15 protein-coding genes and 1 CRISPR repeat array are annotated in these 16212 nt (G+C 69.8%); of the genes, 10 read left to right on the plus strand and 5 right to left on the minus strand.

Going from position 1 to position 16212, the window contains the following annotated elements; genetic code table 11:
* Window positions 1–133: 133 nt before the first annotated feature.
* The gene (locus ACFZAX_RS07050; RefSeq protein ID WP_390959869.1) at window positions 134–673 is read right to left on the minus strand and encodes a GNAT family N-acetyltransferase; all 540 of its coding nucleotides are present in this window, start codon (window positions 671–673) and stop codon (window positions 134–136) included.
* A gap of 97 nt (window positions 674–770) precedes the next feature.
* Between ACFZAX_RS07050 and ACFZAX_RS07055 the strand changes: the two genes are divergently transcribed.
* From ACFZAX_RS07055 to ACFZAX_RS07065, 3 genes are all read left to right on the plus strand, one after another.
* On the plus strand, window positions 771–2054 hold the full coding sequence (locus tag ACFZAX_RS07055) for a geranylgeranyl reductase family protein (protein ID WP_327176274.1): 1284 nt from the start codon (window positions 771–773) through the stop codon (window positions 2052–2054).
* A gap of 207 nt (window positions 2055–2261) precedes the next feature.
* Window positions 2262–2861, plus strand: coding sequence for a dihydrofolate reductase family protein (locus ACFZAX_RS07060; RefSeq protein WP_390959872.1), 600 nt, complete (start codon window positions 2262–2264; stop codon window positions 2859–2861).
* 88 nt (window positions 2862–2949) lie between these two features.
* Window positions 2950–3645, plus strand: coding sequence for an NUDIX domain-containing protein (locus ACFZAX_RS07065; RefSeq protein ID WP_390959874.1), 696 nt, complete (start codon window positions 2950–2952; stop codon window positions 3643–3645).
* A 93-nt stretch (window positions 3646–3738) separates the two neighbouring features.
* Here the strand turns inward: ACFZAX_RS07065 and ACFZAX_RS07070 are convergent, their stop codons facing one another.
* From ACFZAX_RS07070 to ACFZAX_RS07080, 3 genes are all read right to left on the minus strand, one after another.
* Window positions 3739–4062: a hypothetical protein gene (locus ACFZAX_RS07070; RefSeq protein WP_390959876.1), complete on the minus strand. Its 324-nt coding sequence runs from the start codon at window positions 4060–4062 to the stop codon at window positions 3739–3741.
* A gap of 319 nt (window positions 4063–4381) precedes the next feature.
* Window positions 4382–4582 (minus strand): DUF397 domain-containing protein, encoded by a 201-nt coding sequence (locus ACFZAX_RS07075; RefSeq protein ID WP_390959878.1) that lies wholly within the window; start codon window positions 4580–4582, stop codon window positions 4382–4384.
* A gap of 11 nt (window positions 4583–4593) precedes the next feature.
* Complete coding sequence (locus tag ACFZAX_RS07080) at window positions 4594–5448, minus strand: Scr1 family TA system antitoxin-like transcriptional regulator (RefSeq protein WP_390959880.1); 855 nt, start codon at window positions 5446–5448, stop codon at window positions 4594–4596.
* A gap of 260 nt (window positions 5449–5708) precedes the next feature.
* Between ACFZAX_RS07080 and ACFZAX_RS07085 the strand changes: the two genes are divergently transcribed.
* The 3 genes from ACFZAX_RS07085 (at window position 5709) to ACFZAX_RS07095 (ending at window position 8895) form a co-directional block, all read left to right on the plus strand.
* Window positions 5709–6173 carry an ATP-binding protein gene (locus ACFZAX_RS07085; protein ID WP_390959882.1) on the plus strand — a complete coding sequence of 155 codons (465 nt, stop codon included), beginning with the start codon at window positions 5709–5711 and terminating at the stop codon, window positions 6171–6173.
* 251 nt (window positions 6174–6424) lie between these two features.
* Window positions 6425–7357, plus strand: coding sequence for an alpha/beta fold hydrolase (locus tag ACFZAX_RS07090; RefSeq protein WP_390959883.1), 933 nt, complete (start codon window positions 6425–6427; stop codon window positions 7355–7357).
* A gap of 323 nt (window positions 7358–7680) precedes the next feature.
* A complete protein-coding gene (locus tag ACFZAX_RS07095) occupies window positions 7681–8895 on the plus strand; it encodes a lipase family alpha/beta hydrolase (protein WP_390959885.1) in 1215 nt (404 codons plus the stop codon).
* Window positions 8896–9088: 193 nt separating this feature from the next.
* A CRISPR array of direct repeats spans window positions 9089–10711; the repeat unit is 29 nt; unit sequence GGGACCATCCCCGCACGCGCGGGGAGCAC.
* 446 nt (window positions 10712–11157) lie between these two features.
* Here ACFZAX_RS07095 and ACFZAX_RS07100 read toward each other — a convergent pair.
* A complete protein-coding gene (locus tag ACFZAX_RS07100) occupies window positions 11158–12027 on the minus strand; it encodes an NlpC/P60 family protein (protein ID WP_390959887.1) in 870 nt (289 codons plus the stop codon).
* Between the two features lie 1066 nt (window positions 12028–13093).
* Between ACFZAX_RS07100 and ACFZAX_RS07105 the strand changes: the two genes are divergently transcribed.
* Genes ACFZAX_RS07105 through ACFZAX_RS07120 form a run of 4 tightly spaced genes read left to right on the plus strand, consistent with a single transcriptional unit; the run spans window position 13094 to window position 16205 of the window.
* Entirely contained in the window at window positions 13094–13453 is a 360-nt protein-coding gene (locus ACFZAX_RS07105; RefSeq protein ID WP_266705409.1) for an NADH-quinone oxidoreductase subunit A, read from the plus strand.
* Window positions 13454–13468: 15 nt separating this feature from the next.
* A complete protein-coding gene (locus tag ACFZAX_RS07110) occupies window positions 13469–14023 on the plus strand; it encodes an NADH-quinone oxidoreductase subunit B family protein (protein ID WP_111337185.1) in 555 nt (184 codons plus the stop codon).
* Window positions 14020–14883, plus strand: coding sequence for an NADH-quinone oxidoreductase subunit C (locus tag ACFZAX_RS07115; protein WP_390959890.1), 864 nt, complete (start codon window positions 14020–14022; stop codon window positions 14881–14883). The genes ACFZAX_RS07110 and ACFZAX_RS07115 overlap by 4 nt, the downstream gene beginning before the upstream one ends.
* On the plus strand, window positions 14883–16205 hold the full coding sequence (locus ACFZAX_RS07120) for an NADH-quinone oxidoreductase subunit D (RefSeq protein WP_327176264.1): 1323 nt from the start codon (window positions 14883–14885) through the stop codon (window positions 16203–16205). The genes ACFZAX_RS07115 and ACFZAX_RS07120 overlap by 1 nt, the downstream gene beginning before the upstream one ends.
* Window positions 16206–16212: the final 7 nt, after the last annotated feature.

Below are 16212 nucleotides of genomic sequence, written 5' to 3' on the forward strand. Positions count from 1 at the left end.
CCCGAGTGCCGCGGCCAACCGCACACGCCCGAGTGCCGCAGCCGCGCACACGCACGGAAACGGGCGGCACCCGCACGCCCCCCGTGCGCGCGGCAGGTGGTTCCGGGTGCCGAGTGGGGGTCCCGTCAGGCGGTCACGCCCCCGGCGCTCCTCCCAGCTCCAGCCGGTAGCAGAGCGCCGTACGCGGGACTCCGGTGGTGATCTCGTACGACTCCGCGTGGTGCATCCCCAGCCGCTCGGCCACCGCGACCGAGCGGCGGTTGCGCGAGTCGATCATCGCCACGACCTCGGCGACGCCCGCCGCCCGTACGCGTTCCAGCGTGGCGTGGGCGGCAGTGGTCGCGTACCCGTGGCCCCAGGCGGCGCGGCCCAGCCGCCAGCCGATCTCGATCGCTCCGACCGGTCCGAAGCCGGGGTGCGGCCAGGGCTGCGCGCCGGTGAAGCCGAGCACTTCGCCGGCCTCGTCGGTCACCGTCCAGAGACAGAAGCCGAGTTCGGCGTCGTGCCGGCGCTGGCGTGCGGTCAGCTCCTCGTACACCGAGAACTCCGCGCTCCGGCCGCCGTGGAACTCCATCACCTCCGGGTCGTCGAAGACCCGGTACCAGCTCAAGGCGTCCTCGTCGGTGGGGACCCGCAGCTGGACCGCCGGGTGGGAGGAAGGCGCGATCGTCATCGGGGAGCCCTTCGGTAAGTTGATCTGCCGGTCCCCATAGACTGCATGGGACCGGTGCCCCGCGGCACGCGATTTCGAGTCTTCGGGAGATCCGACCGTGACCGAGCCCCTCTCCGAACACAGCGCGGACGTGATTGTCGTCGGAGCGGGCCCAGCCGGCTCCACGACGGCGTACTACCTCGCCAAGGCCGGGCTCGACGTCCTGCTGCTGGAGAAGACGGCGTTCCCCCGGGAGAAGGTCTGCGGCGACGGTCTCACCCCGCGCGCGACCAAGCAGTTGGTGTCCATGGGCATCGACATCTCCGAAGAGGCCGGCTGGTCGCGGAACAAGGGCCTCCGCATCATCGGCGGCGGCGTCCGCCTCCAGCTCGACTGGCCCGACCTTGCCTCGTACCCGGACTACGGCCTCGTGCGCAAGCGCGACGACTTCGACGAGCAGCTCGCCCGGCAGGCGCAGAAGGCCGGCGCGCGGCTGTACGAGCGCGCCAACGTCGGCGCCCCGATCATCGACGAGCGCACCGGCCGCATCACCGGCGTCAACGCCAAGCTCGGCGAGGAGAAGACCCCGGTCACCTTCCACGCCCCGCTGGTCGTCGCCGCCGACGGCAACTCGACCCGGCTCTCCCTCGCCATGGGCCTGCACCGCCGCGAGGACCGCCCGATGGGCGTCGCGGTCCGTACGTACTTCACCTCGCCCCGCCACGACGACGACTACCTGGAGTCCTGGCTCGAACTCTGGGACCGGCGCGGCCCGCAGGACCGCCTGCTGCCCGGGTACGGCTGGATCTTCGGCATGGGCGACGGCACCTCCAACGTCGGCCTCGGCATCCTCAACTCCTCGTCCGCCTTCCGGGAGCTGGACTGGCGCGAGGTCCTCAAGGCCTGGTGCGCTTCGATGCCCGCGGACTGGGGCTACACCCCGGAGAACATGACGACGCCCATCCGCGGCGCCGCCCTCCCGATGGCCTTCAACCGCCAGCCGCACTACACCAAGGGCCTGCTGCTCGTGGGTGACGCCGGCGGCCTCGTCAACCCGTTCAACGGCGAGGGCATCGCGTACGCCATGGAGTCCGGCCAGATCGCCGCCGACGTCATCGTGCAGGCCACCGCCCGCGCGACACCGGCCCAGCGGGAACTGGCCCTGCACAACTACCCGAAGATCCTCAAGGACACCTACGGCGGCTACTACACGCTGGGCCGCGCGTTCGTGAAGATCATCGGCAACCCGAAGATCATGAAGATCGCCACGCAGCGCGGCCTCACCCACCCGCTGCTGATGAAGTTCACCCTGAAGATGCTGGCCAACCTCACCGACCCGACGGGCGGCGACGCGATGGACCGCATCATCAACGGGCTCTCGAAGGTGGCGCCGAAGGCCTGAGGCACGGGCCTGAGGCAGGGGACGGGACCGGGCGCGGTGCGTCCGGTCCCGCTCTGTTCCGCCCTGTTCCGCCCCGTCGGTGTCCCGTCCGGTCCCGGCCGGCGCGCCGCGATGAGTTTTCGCCTGTCGAGCTGTCTTCCTCACGTACACCGTGGTGGACGACATCAAGCCGGTGGAAGACCGGACGGAAGACCAGGGAGCGAGCCCGTGCGCATTGTCATCAGTGAATTCATCAGTCTCGACGGCGTCGTGCAGGCGCCGGGCGGTCCGGAGGAGGACACGGACGGCGGGTTCGCGCACGGCGGTTGGTCGCACCCGTTCTTCGACCCGGAGATCGTGGGCGGGACCTTCGACGACGTCCTCGCCAAGGCGGACGCGCTGCTCTTCGGGCGTCGTACCTGGCGGGCCATGGCCGGGGCGTGGCCGGACCGGGCAGGCGATCCGTTCGCCGACCGGATGAACACCATCGACAAGTACGTGGTGTCGAAAACGCTCTCCGCCCAGGAACTGGCGTGGGCGAACACCACGCTCGTCCCGGGCGACGACGCGGTCGGCCGCATCCGCGCGCTGCGCGAGGCCCAGGGCGGTGATCTGGCGGTCATGGGCAGTCCCACCCTCGCCCGGACCCTGCTCGGTGCGGGCCTGGTCGACGAGCTGCGGCTGATGATCATGCCGGTGCTGCTCGGCGGCGGTAAGACGATCTTCCCGGCGGACGGCGGCCTGCGCACCCTGGAACTGGTCTCGACGGTCACCAGTCCCGCCGGGGTGAACGTGTGCACCTACCGCCCGGTCGACGTGAGCGCCTGATCGGTTCCTGCGGACATGTGGGCGGGCTGCGTCGCCTCGGCCGGCTAATGCCTTGCGCCGCGTCGGGGCGTTGCACACCATCGGGTCCATGAGAGCTGACGTGCGGTACCACGACGATGCCCTGGTCCTGACGAGCGATCCGACGGAGGAGGGCCTCTATCACCTGCCCCGCGCCGGGGAACCGGTGGACGGGAGCCGCCGCCGGACCCTCACCCTCGCGGAGGCGCTGCACGTACGCATCCGGCCGGTCGGCACGGCGGAGGCAGTACTCCGCGACTGGGCGGTCGGCGGCCCGAAGAGCGGTCCGGCGCGGTGGGCGGACCCGACCACCTCCGTGCCGAGGCGCGTACGGGCCGGAGCGATCGTCATCCGCGACGGACGGATCCTCCTCATCCGGCAGTCCGACCGCCGCTACACCTGGTACGAGATCCCCGGCGGCGGCGTGGAGGCGGGGGAGACCTTGCACGAGGCGGTGGTGCGGGAGTTGTGGGAGGAGACCGCCCTCGGCGGGAGCGTGGCGGGGGAGGTGGCCCGGGTCTGGAAGGAGGGGACCCGGCAGCACTACTTCCTCGTACACGCCGAGGGAGAGGTCGGCGCCGAGGAGAAGCTCGACAACTACGGCGGCCGACCCGTGTGGATGCCGGTCGCGGACCTGCCCGGGACCGCGCTCTGGCCCCGGCGGCTGAGCTGGCGCATCGCGCACTGGCAGCACGCGGGCTGGCCCACGGTGCCGGTCGAACTGTCCGACAGCGTCAAGGACTTGGGGAAGCCCTGCACCTGGTAGTCAGGGGGAGGCTGTGAATGGGGCCGGTTGGCGGGGCCGGCCAGTGAGGCCGGTCGGCGGGGCTGGTCCCCGGTGGCCGGCCCTTGGGTGCGGTCACGGGGTGCGGTGCGCGTCGCACCCGACGGGCGACAGCTGTACGTACGTCAACGGGCGCACGTTCCACTCCAGGTGGCGGCCCTTGCGGAGCCTGAGCACGAACCCGCAGGGCTCGCCCCGGTACAGCGCGCCGAGGGCTGGAATCCAGCCACCGCTGTCCGCCCACCGGCGCGCCTTGTCGGCCTCGTGCGGCGGCAGACCGAGGCCCTGACTTGCGCGGAGCTGACTGCGGATGACGCGGATGGCATCGAGCGGCTCCGGCAGGACGCGGAGGTCCACTGGTTCGGGCAGGAAGCCGCTCGCGGGTCCGTAACGGAGCACTTCGAAACGTAACCCGGCCCGCCGGTGCGCCACGGCGGGCCTGGGGGTTGTCCGGAGCGAGTTGGGCATGGTGGACCGTCCGATCGCAGCGTCGGGGCAGGGGTGCGTCCACGCCTACGTGGCTGCGGGCGTGGCGCGGCGTGTCTGTTCAGGGCGCGGTCGAGCCGTGCGGGGCGACCGCCTCGGCGACCTAAGGTGACGCTAGCGTTACTCCTGGGCATGGTGCAAGGGTGTTCCGGAGCATCCATGTCGTGGTCATGCGCGAGAGCCCCCAGCCAGGCGGCTGGGGGCTCTCGCGCGATGCCTGGGCAGATGCGTCCTACAGGGCGAAGTGGTCGAACTCGCCTGCCTTGACGCCCTTGATGAACGCGGCGAACTTCGCTGGGCTCGTCACGGTCACGATGCTCGGATCGTCGCTCTCACGCATCAGGATCTGGCCGGCCAGTTCTGCGATTTCGACGCATTGCTCGCCACCGCCTCCGGAGAAGGACGACTTCTGCCACTCGATCTCAGCGTTCATGCTCCGGATTCTCACATGTCGCGGGCGATGTGGTGAATGAAGCTCCGTGACTCCTCCGGTGACAGGCTCACGTCCTGGGCGAAGTCGAGCTGCATGCGGTATCTGCGCAGGTCCGCCGCTGCATCGAGATGGATGCCACCGAACGGAGCGTCGATGTGGACGGTGTCCAGTTCGGGTACGACGCCGCCGACGTACAGCACGGTCTGGGTGACCTCCACGAACTGCTCGCTGGCGAAGGGGATCACTCGTACGGTCACGGCCCTCCGCTCGGTCGCCTTCAGCAGGTGCTCCAACTGTTCGCGGGCCACCGCACGGCCGCCCACGCGCATGCGGAGGCTGGCCTCGTGGACGATGGCCTCGAACTCCGGAGGGCTCTCGCGGTCGAGGACTGCCTGTCGACGAAGTCGATGCTCGACGCGTGCGTCCACTTCGTCGGCGGGGAGCTTTGGCAGGACCCCGTCGAACAGTGCGCGGGCGTACGCCGGTGTTTGCAGGATGCCCGGCAGGGTGACGGACTGCAGGCAGCGCATGTGGTGGGCGTGGTGTTCCAGTTCCGCGATGTTCAGGAAGCCGGGCGCGAGGATGCCGCGGTATTCGTCCCACCAGAACTGCCCACGGTGTTCACGGGATATGGCGCAGAGCGCGTCGATCAAGGCGCTGTCGTCGCAGCCGTAGAAGCTGGCGAGGCGTCGGATGCGTTCCTCGCCGACGCCGCTGCGACCGGCTTCGATGTGGCTGATCCGCGCCTGGTCGGTGGAGATGAGCCCTGCGGCATCGCGGGCGGTCTTCCCTGCTCGCTCGCGCAGCTTTCTCAACTCCGCACCCAAGCGCGCCTGGCGTGCGGTCGGGTTGTCCCTCGGTGGCATGTCACCTTCCCCTGTTCTGGCCACAGTCTCGCGCGGTGGAGGTGCGGAGGTCCACTCGACCGCGTGAATATGGAGGGGCAACCTTGCTCCGGTGCTTGTTTGGGCCCTATGGTCCTGCGCAAGCGCCAGATGAGCGCCTTCGACGGTCGAAATGCACCCGCATACGCGTCGAAGGTCCGCATACATGTTGCGGCTGAGGCCGCGACCTCGGAGTCAGGGCGCGAGTACTGGAGACCGGCTCACGCAGGGAGATCCTCGTCATGACCGTCGTAGCAACTCCGCCTCCGCCCGCACCGCCGCAGGGTGCCCTTCCCCGACGCGGAGACCGTTACCGGGTGGTGGCGCCCAACAACGCCCACGCCTCCAAGTTGGTGAGGGACTTCGTGGCATCGCTCTTGCGAGTGACCGGGCATCCCGGCCTGGTTGACGACGCCCGGTTGTGCGTGAGCGAGGTGGTGGGCAACGCGTACTGCCACACACGGTCCAGGCTGATCCGCGTGGACGTGGCGATCGCCCCGCACCAGGTCCGGGTTCACGTGACGGACGACCAGCCGGACCCGCTGCCGCTCACCGCCCCGGGGCCCGATGCGGAGAGCGGCCGTGGGCTGCTCATCGTGGACCGGCTGGCCGTGCGCTGGGGGGCCACCGTGCAGGGGCGAGGAACGCGGCAGACGAAGACGGTCTGGTTCGTGTTGACGGCACCCGTACCGGAGCCCGCCCCGTAGCCGTACTCGATCGGAAGAATGGCGTGGCGCGCAGCGTCGGCGGCCGGTTGGTCGGTCGGCCGCCCGTCCGGGCAGGCCGTTCCGGGGGATATCCCCACCCCGCTCCCTGGTCCCAGCAGCACCACCGATCGGCGTGCCAACCGGATGTTCCCGGGACGGGCGCCGCCGCAGGATGGATTGCATCGGATCGCAATCGATCGCCATCCGACTGCATCCGATCACCGTTCAGGCCCAGGCACCGAGGACCACCCATGTCACGTATCCGCCCGTCCCACCGGCGTACCCGCCGCGCGCTGTCCGCCGTAGCCCTGCTGGCGGTCACCGCCGGGGTCGTCACGGCGTGCGGCGAGGAGAATTCCGCCGCCCCGAAGGCGAGCCCGAAGGCAACCGCCTCCACGTCCTCCGGAACGGGGCAGGCGGACGCGTCGAAGCTGCGCATGATCGACAGTGCCGGCCACCGCGTCGCGTTCCACATCACCGCAGGTCGCGGGCCGGCCATCGTCCTCGACTCGGGAGGCGGCGAGGACTCCTCGTACTGGAAGGACATCGCCCCGCGTCTCCACGCGGACACCGGGGCGACGGTCATCACGTACGACCGGGCCGGCCTCGGCCAGAGTGAGGTAGTGCCCGGTCCGTGGGACGTGGAAGGCGCCGTCAGTGATCTGAAGACGGGGCTCACCGAACTGGGGGTCACCAAGGACGTGATCCTGGTGTCCCACTCGCAGGCCGGCGAGGTCGCGACGTACTTCACCAGCGAGAACCCGAAGATGGTCTCCGGCTCCGTACTCGTCGACGCCAACCTGCCCCCCTTCTTCACGGACCAGGAGATCGCCCGGCTCGCCGCCGCGAGCCAGCCGGAGGTGGACGCCGCGAAGAAGGACCCCGACACGCCCGCGAACCGCCAACTAATCCAGACCGCCGAGAACTTCACCCCGGCGCACCAGGCCTACAACAAGATGTCCTGGCCGGACAGCGTCCCCGCAGACGTCATCGTGTCCGAGAAGACCCCCTTCGACGGCTCGCCCGAGGACGCCCAACGCTGGCGCGATGCCGCCGCGACGTTCGCGAAGCAGGCGCCGAACCGGACGCTGGTCACCGCGACCGGCAGTTCGCACGACGTCCCGAAGGACCGGCCCGACTTCGTGGTGGAGCAGATCGAGAAGATGGTGTCGGCGCAGGGCTGACCCTGTGGCGGCAGAGGGGGCGGGCGACGCCAGGGCCTACGGGCGGCTCGGGGGGAGGGGCCGGTGCGGGGTACGGACGGCTCGGGGGGAGGGGCCGGTGCGGGGTGCGGGCGGCTCGTGCGGAGGGGGACGGCACTGGGGGTGGGCGGAGGTCGGTAAACCTGCACATCCCACTTCCCCTATAGGGATGAACCGGGACGCATCCTCTCGCCTGGGGCTTCCGGGCCTGCTCATGATGAGCCCTGTCTCGGTGACGTCCCTCAGTTTCCGTGCCCACTGTTCCGGTGGGCCGCTGGGGCGTGCGCAGACGGAGGAGCATCACATTGTCCGGTCAGCAGGCTGAGCAAGGTGTCGGCGAGTTCGCGGTCGGGGGGACGGCCCACGCCGAGGCGCCGATCACGGTCCCGGCGCCCCGGCCCGACGAGGAGTGGGAGCTCCCGAACGGCTTCGCCCACGTCTTCTACGGCGAGAACAACGGCGGCATCCGGCGGCCGGTCCTCCTGGCCGACGGTTTCAACCTCGGCCCGTCCGACCTGGAGAAGCTCTTCCTCGGCCTGGACGGCGGCGAGTACGCCCTCCTCACGGAGATCCGCCGGTCCGGCCGGGACGTCGTCCTCATCGGCTACGACGAGCGCAGCGCCTCCCTCCTCGACAACGCCAAGACCGTCACCGCCGCGATCCAGCGCACCATCGCGGAGCGGGAGGGCAATGCCCCGTTGACCGTGGGCGGCTTCAGCATGGGCGGGATCATCACCCGCTACGTCCTCGCCAAGCTGGAGGGCCAGGGCATCGACCACCAGACGGCCCTCTACTTCTCCTACGACAGCCCGCACCGGGGCGCCGTCATCCCCATCGGGCTCCAGGCCTTCTCCTACTTCATCCCGCTGGCCAACAAGTTCGCCCGGCAGATGGACAGCCCGGCCGCGCGCGAGATGCTCTGGCGCCACTACGACCGGGAGACCGGGAGCGTCGAAGTCGCCCCCGAGCGCGAAAAGTTCCTCGCGGAGCTGCGCTCGGTCGGATTCTGGCCGCAGCGCCCCCGCCTGATCGCGGTGGCCAACGGCCGTGGCGACGGTCAGGGGTTGGCCGTCAACCCGGGCCAGGTCGCGCTCGCCAGCGTCGGCCGGCTGATCTACCCCGGCACCACCTTCTACACCCAGGGCGAAGGCCACGAGGTCGTCGTCGCCGAACTGAAGCGGCTCTTTCCCGCGGCCGAGAAGACCGTCACCACCAGTGGCTTCCCGGAGCTCGACGGTGCGCCCGGCGGCACACTCGACTCGTACGGCATCCTCGGCGCGATGCTGGAGAAGTTCGGCGCCGAGATCGAACTGAACCACCCCGACATCTGCTTCGTCCCCACCGTGAGCGCGGTCGCCATCCGCGACATCGACCAGCCGGACGACCTCTACGCGAACGTCGACGAGCTGCCGCCGGAGGAGAGCGACCTCGACGAGTTCCTCTGCTCGTCCGAGACCACCGGGCACACCCGGATCACCGAGCAGCTCGGTGGCTGGCTCCTGGAGCGGCTACCGGCGTAGTTCCTCGTCCGGGGCCACTGGCCTCCGCCCACCCCGACTGGCAGTCGAGCGGAGGGGTGGGCGGCTGGGCAGCAGGGGTCCACCGGGGGCGGGTTCGCTTGCGGACCCGCCCTTCAGGAGCTTTGGAAATGTTGTGTACGAAGGCCGGGCGGGGGAGCGCCCCACGTCGGCTTTGTCGCAGCAGCCGTTGGCGGGGCTGACCCCCGCACGCGCGGGGAGCAGGCGTCTGCCCGGTCAAGCGGGGACCATCCCCGCGAAGCTGTTGCCGCCGTATTGATTACCCCCGCATGCGCGGGGAGCACACCGGTCAGCTCTACGCCCAGGCCGGGGAGACGGGACCATCCCCGCATGCGCGGGGAGCACCGCACCGCGTCGGGGACAGTGATGGCCGCAGCGGGACCATCTCCGCACGACGGTACGTCACCACCGGGTGGGAGATCGACGGGACCACCCCCGCACGCGCGGGGAGCACCGTACGCCGCTGTCTCCGTACGACCGTGGGATGGGACCATCCCCGCACGCGCGGGGAGCACATGGCCCACACTCACCAGGGCGGCGGAGTGCTCGGGACCATCCCCGCACGCGCGGGGAGCACCTGTCTAGAACCTTTGGAGTACCGGCGGAATTGGGACCATCCCCGCACGCGCGGGTGGCACGAGCGGTACTGGCCTAGGACCGTGGTCCACCCGGGACCATCCCCGCACGCGCGGGGAGCACACTTCGAGCCGACCGCCGCCGAGATGCCCCTCAGGACCATCCCCCGCACGCGCGGGGAGCACACGGCCGGGCACATGAACGCGACCTGCGCTTCGGGACCATCCCCGCACGCGCGGGGAGCACGGAAAGAGCGCTGGGTTGTTAACCCGGTGGTTGGGACCATCCCCGCACGCGCGGGGAGCACAATGCCGTCCTGAACGCCCGGCTCACTGCGACGGGACCATCCCCGCACGCGCGGGGAGCACGGCGGTGGGGCGCGGGATTCCGGGTGACACTGCGGACCATCCCCGCACGCGCGGGGAGCACGTCACCGTCCTGACCGCGCGCCGGTACGTCGTGGGACCATCCCCGCACGCGCGGGGAGCACCCTGTGCCACCGCTTCCTCGGGTCGAAGCGACGGGACCATCCCCGCACGCGCGGGGAGCACACGGCGATGAACGTGGCGATGTTCCGGGTCTGGGGACCATCCCCGCACGCGCGGGGAGCACGTCAGTGCGGGTGCGTCGGCAGCAGCAGAACGGGGACCATCCCCGCACGCGCGGGGAGCACGTAGAAGAATACGTTGTCAAGGAAGTCGGCGAGGGACCATCCCCGCACGCGCGGGGAGCACCGCTCGCCAAGCTGGCCGAGGAGAACGCCAGCGGGACCATCCCCGCACGCGCGGGGAGCACACCACCAGCGACCCAGCACCGGCAGCCGCAGTGGGACCATCCCCGCACGCGCGGGGAGCACCCGGCGTCGTCGGCCAGGAGCTCGTGCCCGAAGGGACCATCCCCGCACGCGCGGGGAGCACTCCCCGCAGCACTACTGGTCCGGGCGGTCGGTGGGACCATCCCCGCACGCGCGGGGAGCACAACCGCGCACCTGCGGCTCCCTTCGCTCGGACGGGACCATCCCCGCACGCGCGGGGAGCACAGCAGTACAGGCGTCACCCTGACCGCCGGGCAGGGACCATCCCCGCACGCGCGGGGAGCACTGACTCGCACCGAGCGCGGCAGCGGCACGACCGGGACCATCCCCGCACGCGCGGGGAGCACCGCGGGTGGCGTGCCGGTTTCCAGCGGTGGCGGGGACCATCCCCGCACGCGCGGGGAGCACTCTTCCTGACGTGCGGCGTTACGAAGCGGGGAGGCCGCTGGAGGCCAACTTCACCGAGTCCGGCATTTGGTGCATTCTGCCTCCTTGGCTTCGAATGCACCTTGCGGTCCGTCACCTCACCGTAGAAGGGGGCCGCTTCGCCCCGGGTTCCCCGAGCGTACCCAGCGGCCACCCCGCGTCGCCGCCGCCCTCGCAGATCCGCCTCCACGCCACCGCCGCCCAACACCGCAGGGCTCCAACACAGCAAGGCCCCAACGCACCAAGGGCCGCCCCTCCCGAACGGGGAGGGACGGCCCTTGGTCGTGCTTGGCTCGACGGCGAGCCGTCAGCCAGCTCGTGAATCAGCCAGCTCGTGAATCAGCGAGCTTGTGAATCAGTGAACGCACTCAGTCCGAGCCGGCCGGCGAGAGACGTCCGTGTTCAACGCCGACCGCCGGCCCAACCGCTCAGAGCACCCGCACCGCGCCCGTCGGCTGGTCGTAGCTCAGGTCGCGCTGGACCGTGCCGGTGCTGGAGTTCTGCGCGCCGACGAACTGGCCGCCGCCCACGTAGATCGCCACGTGGTACGCGCTGCCCGCGCTGCCCCAGTAGAGGATGTCGCCGGGCTGGAGGCTGCTCAGCGAGACCTGCGTACCGGCCACCGACTGGTCCTGCGAGACGCGCGGCAGGCTGACGCCGACCGAGGCGTACGCGGCCTGGACGAGGCCCGAGCAGTCCCACGAGTTCGGGCCTGTGCCGCCGGAGACGTACGCGTCGCCGACCTGCGCCTTGGCGAAGGCGACCACCGCGGCGGCGGAGCCGGAGACGCTCGACGAGGAAGAGGAGGACGAGGAGGCGGCAATGGTCGTCGCGGTGGCGGAGGAGCCGGAAGAGGCGCTGAGCGTGGTGCGCGCGGTGCTGCGGGAGGCGCGCGCGGCGGCCTCCGCCTTGGCCTTGGCCTCGGCCTCGGCCTCCGCCTTGGCCTTCGCGGCGGCTTCGGCCTTCTTCTTGGCTTCGGCCTTGCGGACGGCCTCGGCCTTGGCCTTGGTCGCCGTCTTGGCGGCGCTCTCGGCCGCGGCGTCCTCGGACGCACGCGTCTGGAGGTCGAGGGCGACCTGCTGCGTTGCCTGTACGGAGGCGTCGAGCGCGGTGGAGAGCCCGACGGTGATCGTGGGCATCTCGATGGTCTGGGTCACCGGCTCGGCCTGCGCGGGGCCGGCAGCGCCTGCGACCGCGATGGTGCTGAGCACGCCACCGGCAACTCCGGCCCGCAGCGTCGTCCTGGACGATCGCTGACGGGGCTTCCGGTGGCTGGGTATGTGAGCGGTGTGGGACATGAGTACTAGCGCTATCAGGGCTGCACGGCTCCCATCAAGAAACGTGTGTTGCGCCACAGTTACGTCCGGAATCTGAGAATCCGCTTGCGTAGAACCTTTATTGACCCCGTAACGGGCAAATTGGACACCCTTCTATAACGCCGTGATCACGGGGTTTTGGCAATACGCCCGAATTGCCCGTCGCTTACCATCTGTTCACCCCGGTGGCCAAGCCCGCTTGATTTGGCGCAGGTTCGACGTGATGCAGGTCACTGTGTGTGCCGCCTGTGAAGGGCAACCGCACGCGCGGGCGCCGCGTCCGCTCCGCGCGTGGCGGCTGGGCTTCGGCGAGGGGTCCGCGCACTCGTGCCGGAGCGGCCGGGAGCGAGGGCGCACACCCGCACTCGACGCTCCCCGTGGGTCCGCCCGGAGGTCCGCCCGGAGGTCTGTCCGGTGGTCCGCCCGGAGGTCTGTCCGGTGGTCTGTCCGGGGGTCCGCCCGGAGGTCTGGCCCGAGGCTCGTGCCGAGGCCCGCCCCGACGCTCGTGCCCGCGTTCACAGACTCGCCCTGCGGCGGGCTTCCGGACGACTCCTGTCGACTCGGGCTCATTCCGCCACCCCCGGATCGCCCCGCCCCGGCGCCTCTCCGTGCCCCGTACGCCCGTTAGTTCGCTCTTGCGGGGCGATGTCCACATCGTTCCGCGCAATCCCTCGTCCGAGTGGCATCGAATCCGGCGAATCCCTATATCACCCGTACCTGTCCATTGCCAATTTGCGCGCAGCGGGGATCGGTTGATAGTGCGCCACTGCGTTGACCAGCGGTAACACCTTCGATTGTCACCGCTCGTGATCACTTGGCCGCTTCTCGTATGAACATCTCTGCTCATCTGACTTCATGATCGTTCGTCAGGTGGTGGAGATCACAAAGGCGTTGGTGTACCCCGTGTCGCAGATCACAGGATGGCGGGCATAGTATGCGGGGCAGTCGGGCTTGTGAACTGCCTCACATGTGCACGATCTTGGTGAGGCGGGGAGCCGGTCGCCCGATGCGGTCCAACGGTCAAGGACGACTGGAAGGAGCGAGGAGCGTGAATGCCTACGCGCCCATCCTCGTGCTCGGCGCCCTCGGGGCAGGGTTTGCGATCTTCTCCGTGGTCATGGCCACGCTTATCGGCCCCAAGCGCTACAACCGGGCAAAGCTCGAAGCGTACGAGTGCGGTATCGAACCCACTCCGACTCCCGCCGGAGGCGGTCGCTTCCCCATCAAGTACTACCTGACGGCGATGCTCTTCATCGTCTTCGACATCGAGATCGTCTTCCTCTATCCCTGGGCCGTCACCTTCGACGCCCTGGGGATGTTCGGGCTCGTGGAGATGCTGCTCTTCGTGCTCACCGTTTTCGTCGCCTACGCGTACGTGTGGCGGCGCGGCGGCCTGGAATGGGACTGAGGGGCTGAGGGGCACATGGGACTCGAAGAGAAACTGCCAAGTGGCTTTGTACTGACCACTGTCGAGCAGGCCGCCGGATGGGTACGGAAGTCCTCCGTCTTCCCCGCCACCTTCGGCCTCGCCTGTTGCGCCATCGAGATGATGACGACCGGAGCCGGGCGGTACGACCTCGCCCGCTTCGGGATGGAGGTCTTCCGCGGGTCGCCGCGCCAGGCGGACCTGATGATCGTCGCCGGACGGGTCAGCCAGAAGATGGCGCCCGTACTGCGGCAGGTCTACGACCAGATGCCGAATCCCAAGTGGGTCATTTCCATGGGGGTTTGTGCCTCATCGGGCGGCATGTTCAACAATTACGCCATTGTTCAGGGTGTTGACCACATTGTCCCCGTCGATATCTATTTGCCGGGGTGCCCGCCGCGTCCCGAGATGCTGATGGACGCCATCCTCAAACTCCACCAGAAGATCCAGGGCTCCAAGCTCGGGGTCAACGCGGAGGAAGCCGCCCGCGAGGCGGAGGAGGCGGCCCTCAAGGCGCTCCCCCTGATCGAGATGAAGGGGCTCCTCCGGTGAGCGACAACCCCAGCGGCGGCAACGGCGCCGCAGCCGACGGCCAGGACCCCGGCAACGGTACGAACGGCCAGAACGCCGCCAACGGTACGAACGGCCAGAACGCCAACGGCCAGAACGCCGCCAACGGTACGAACGGCCAGAACGCCGACGGCCGGAACGGCGCCGACGGTGCCGCCCTCCCCACCCCCCGGGGCGACGGCGGCGAGGTCATCCGCGTACGGAAGGGGATGTTCGGCGCCAACAACGGCGGCGACACCTCCGGTTACGGCGGGCTCGTCCGGACGGTACGGCTGCCGCACGCGAGCCCCCGCCCGTACGGCGGCTGGTTCGACGAGGTGGCGGACGAGCTCGAAGGCGCGCTGGACGAGCAGGGGCTCGCACCCGAGAACGCCATCGAGCGGACCGTGGTCGACCGCGGCGAGCTGACCTTCCACATCGCGCGCGAGCACCTCGTGACCGTCGCCCGCACCCTGCGCGACGACCCGGCGCTCCGCTTCGAGCTCTGCACCGGCGTCAGCGGGGTCCACTTCCTCGGCGACAAGGGCCGCGAGCTGCACGCCGTGTACCACCTGCGGTCCCTCACCCACGGCCGGCTGATCCGGCTGGAGGTGTCCGCGCCCGACAGCGACCCGCACGTTCCCTCGCTGGTCGCGGTCTACCCGACCAACGACTGGCACGAGCGCGAGGCGTACGACTTCTTCGGGCTCGTCTTCGACGGGCACCCCGCGCTCACCCGGATCATGATGCCGGACGACTGGCAGGGCTTCCCGCAGCGCAAGGACTACCCGCTCGGCGGCATCGCCGTCGAGTACAAGGGCGCCCAGATCCCGGCTCCGGACCAGCGGAGGTCGTACTCCTGATGACCACTTCCCACGCAACGCCCCGCGACACGACCGAGGGGACTGTATATACAGTCACCGGCGGCGACTGGGACGAGGTCGTCGAGGCGGCCGGCAAGTCCGACGACGAACGCATCATCGTCAACATGGGGCCCCAGCACCCGTCCACGCACGGCGTGCTGCGGCTGATCCTGGAGATCGACGGCGAGACCGTCACCGAGGCCCGCTGCGGCATCGGCTACCTCCACACCGGCATCGAGAAGAACCTCGAATTCCGGAACTGGACCCAGGGCACCACGTTCGTCACACGCATGGACTACCTGACGCCGTTCTTCAACGAGACGGCGTACTGCCTCGCGGTCGAGAAGCTCCTCGGCATCGAGGACCAGATCCCCGACCGCGCCAGCGTGATCCGCGTCCTGCTCATGGAGCTGAACCGGATCTCCTCGCACCTCGTGTGCATCGCCACCGGCGGCATGGAGCTCGGCTCCACCACGATCATGATCTACGGGTTCCGCGACCGAGAGCTGATCCTCGACCTCTTCGAGCTGATCACCGGGCTCCGGATGAACCACGCGTTCGTCCGCCCCGGCGGCCTCGCCCAGGACCTGCCGCCCGGCGCGGTCGACCAGATCCGCTCCTTCATCACCACCATGAAGCGGAACCTGCCGGAGTACGACAAGCTCGCCACCGGCAACCCGATCTTCAAGGCGCGCATGGAGGACGTCGGCTACCTCGACCTCACCGGCTGCGTCGCACTCGGCGCCACCGGCCCGGTCCTGCGGTCCGCCGGCCTCCCGCACGACCTGCGCAAGACCGACCCGTACTGCGGCTACGAGACGTACGACTTCGACGTGCCGACCGCCGACACCTGCGACTCCTACGGGCGCTTCCTCATCCGCGTGGAAGAGATGCGCCAGTCGCTGCGGATCGTCGAGCAGTGCCTGGACCGGCTGGCACCCGGCCCGGTCATGGTCGCCGACAAGAAGATCGCCTGGCCCGCGCAGCTCGCGCTCGGACCGGACGGGCTCGGCAACTCGCTCGAACACATCAAGAAGATCATGGGCACCTCCATGGAGGCCCTGATCCACCACTTCAAGCTGGTGACCGAGGGCTTCCGGGTCCCCGCAGGGCAGGCGTACGTCGCCGTCGAATCGCCCAAGGGCGAGCTCGGCGTGCACGTCGTCTCCGACGGCGGCACCCGCCCCTACCGGGTCCACTTCCGCGACCCGTCCTTCACCAACCTCCAGGCCATGGCGGCGATGTGCGAGGGCGGCCAGGTCGCCGACGTCATCGTCGCCGTCGCGTCCATCGACCCCGTGATGGGAGGCGTCGACCGGTGACCGCAGC

The organism is Streptomyces sp. NPDC008125 (genome assembly GCF_042957125.1).
In the GTDB taxonomy this organism is placed as follows: domain Bacteria; phylum Actinomycetota; class Actinomycetes; order Streptomycetales; family Streptomycetaceae; genus Streptomyces.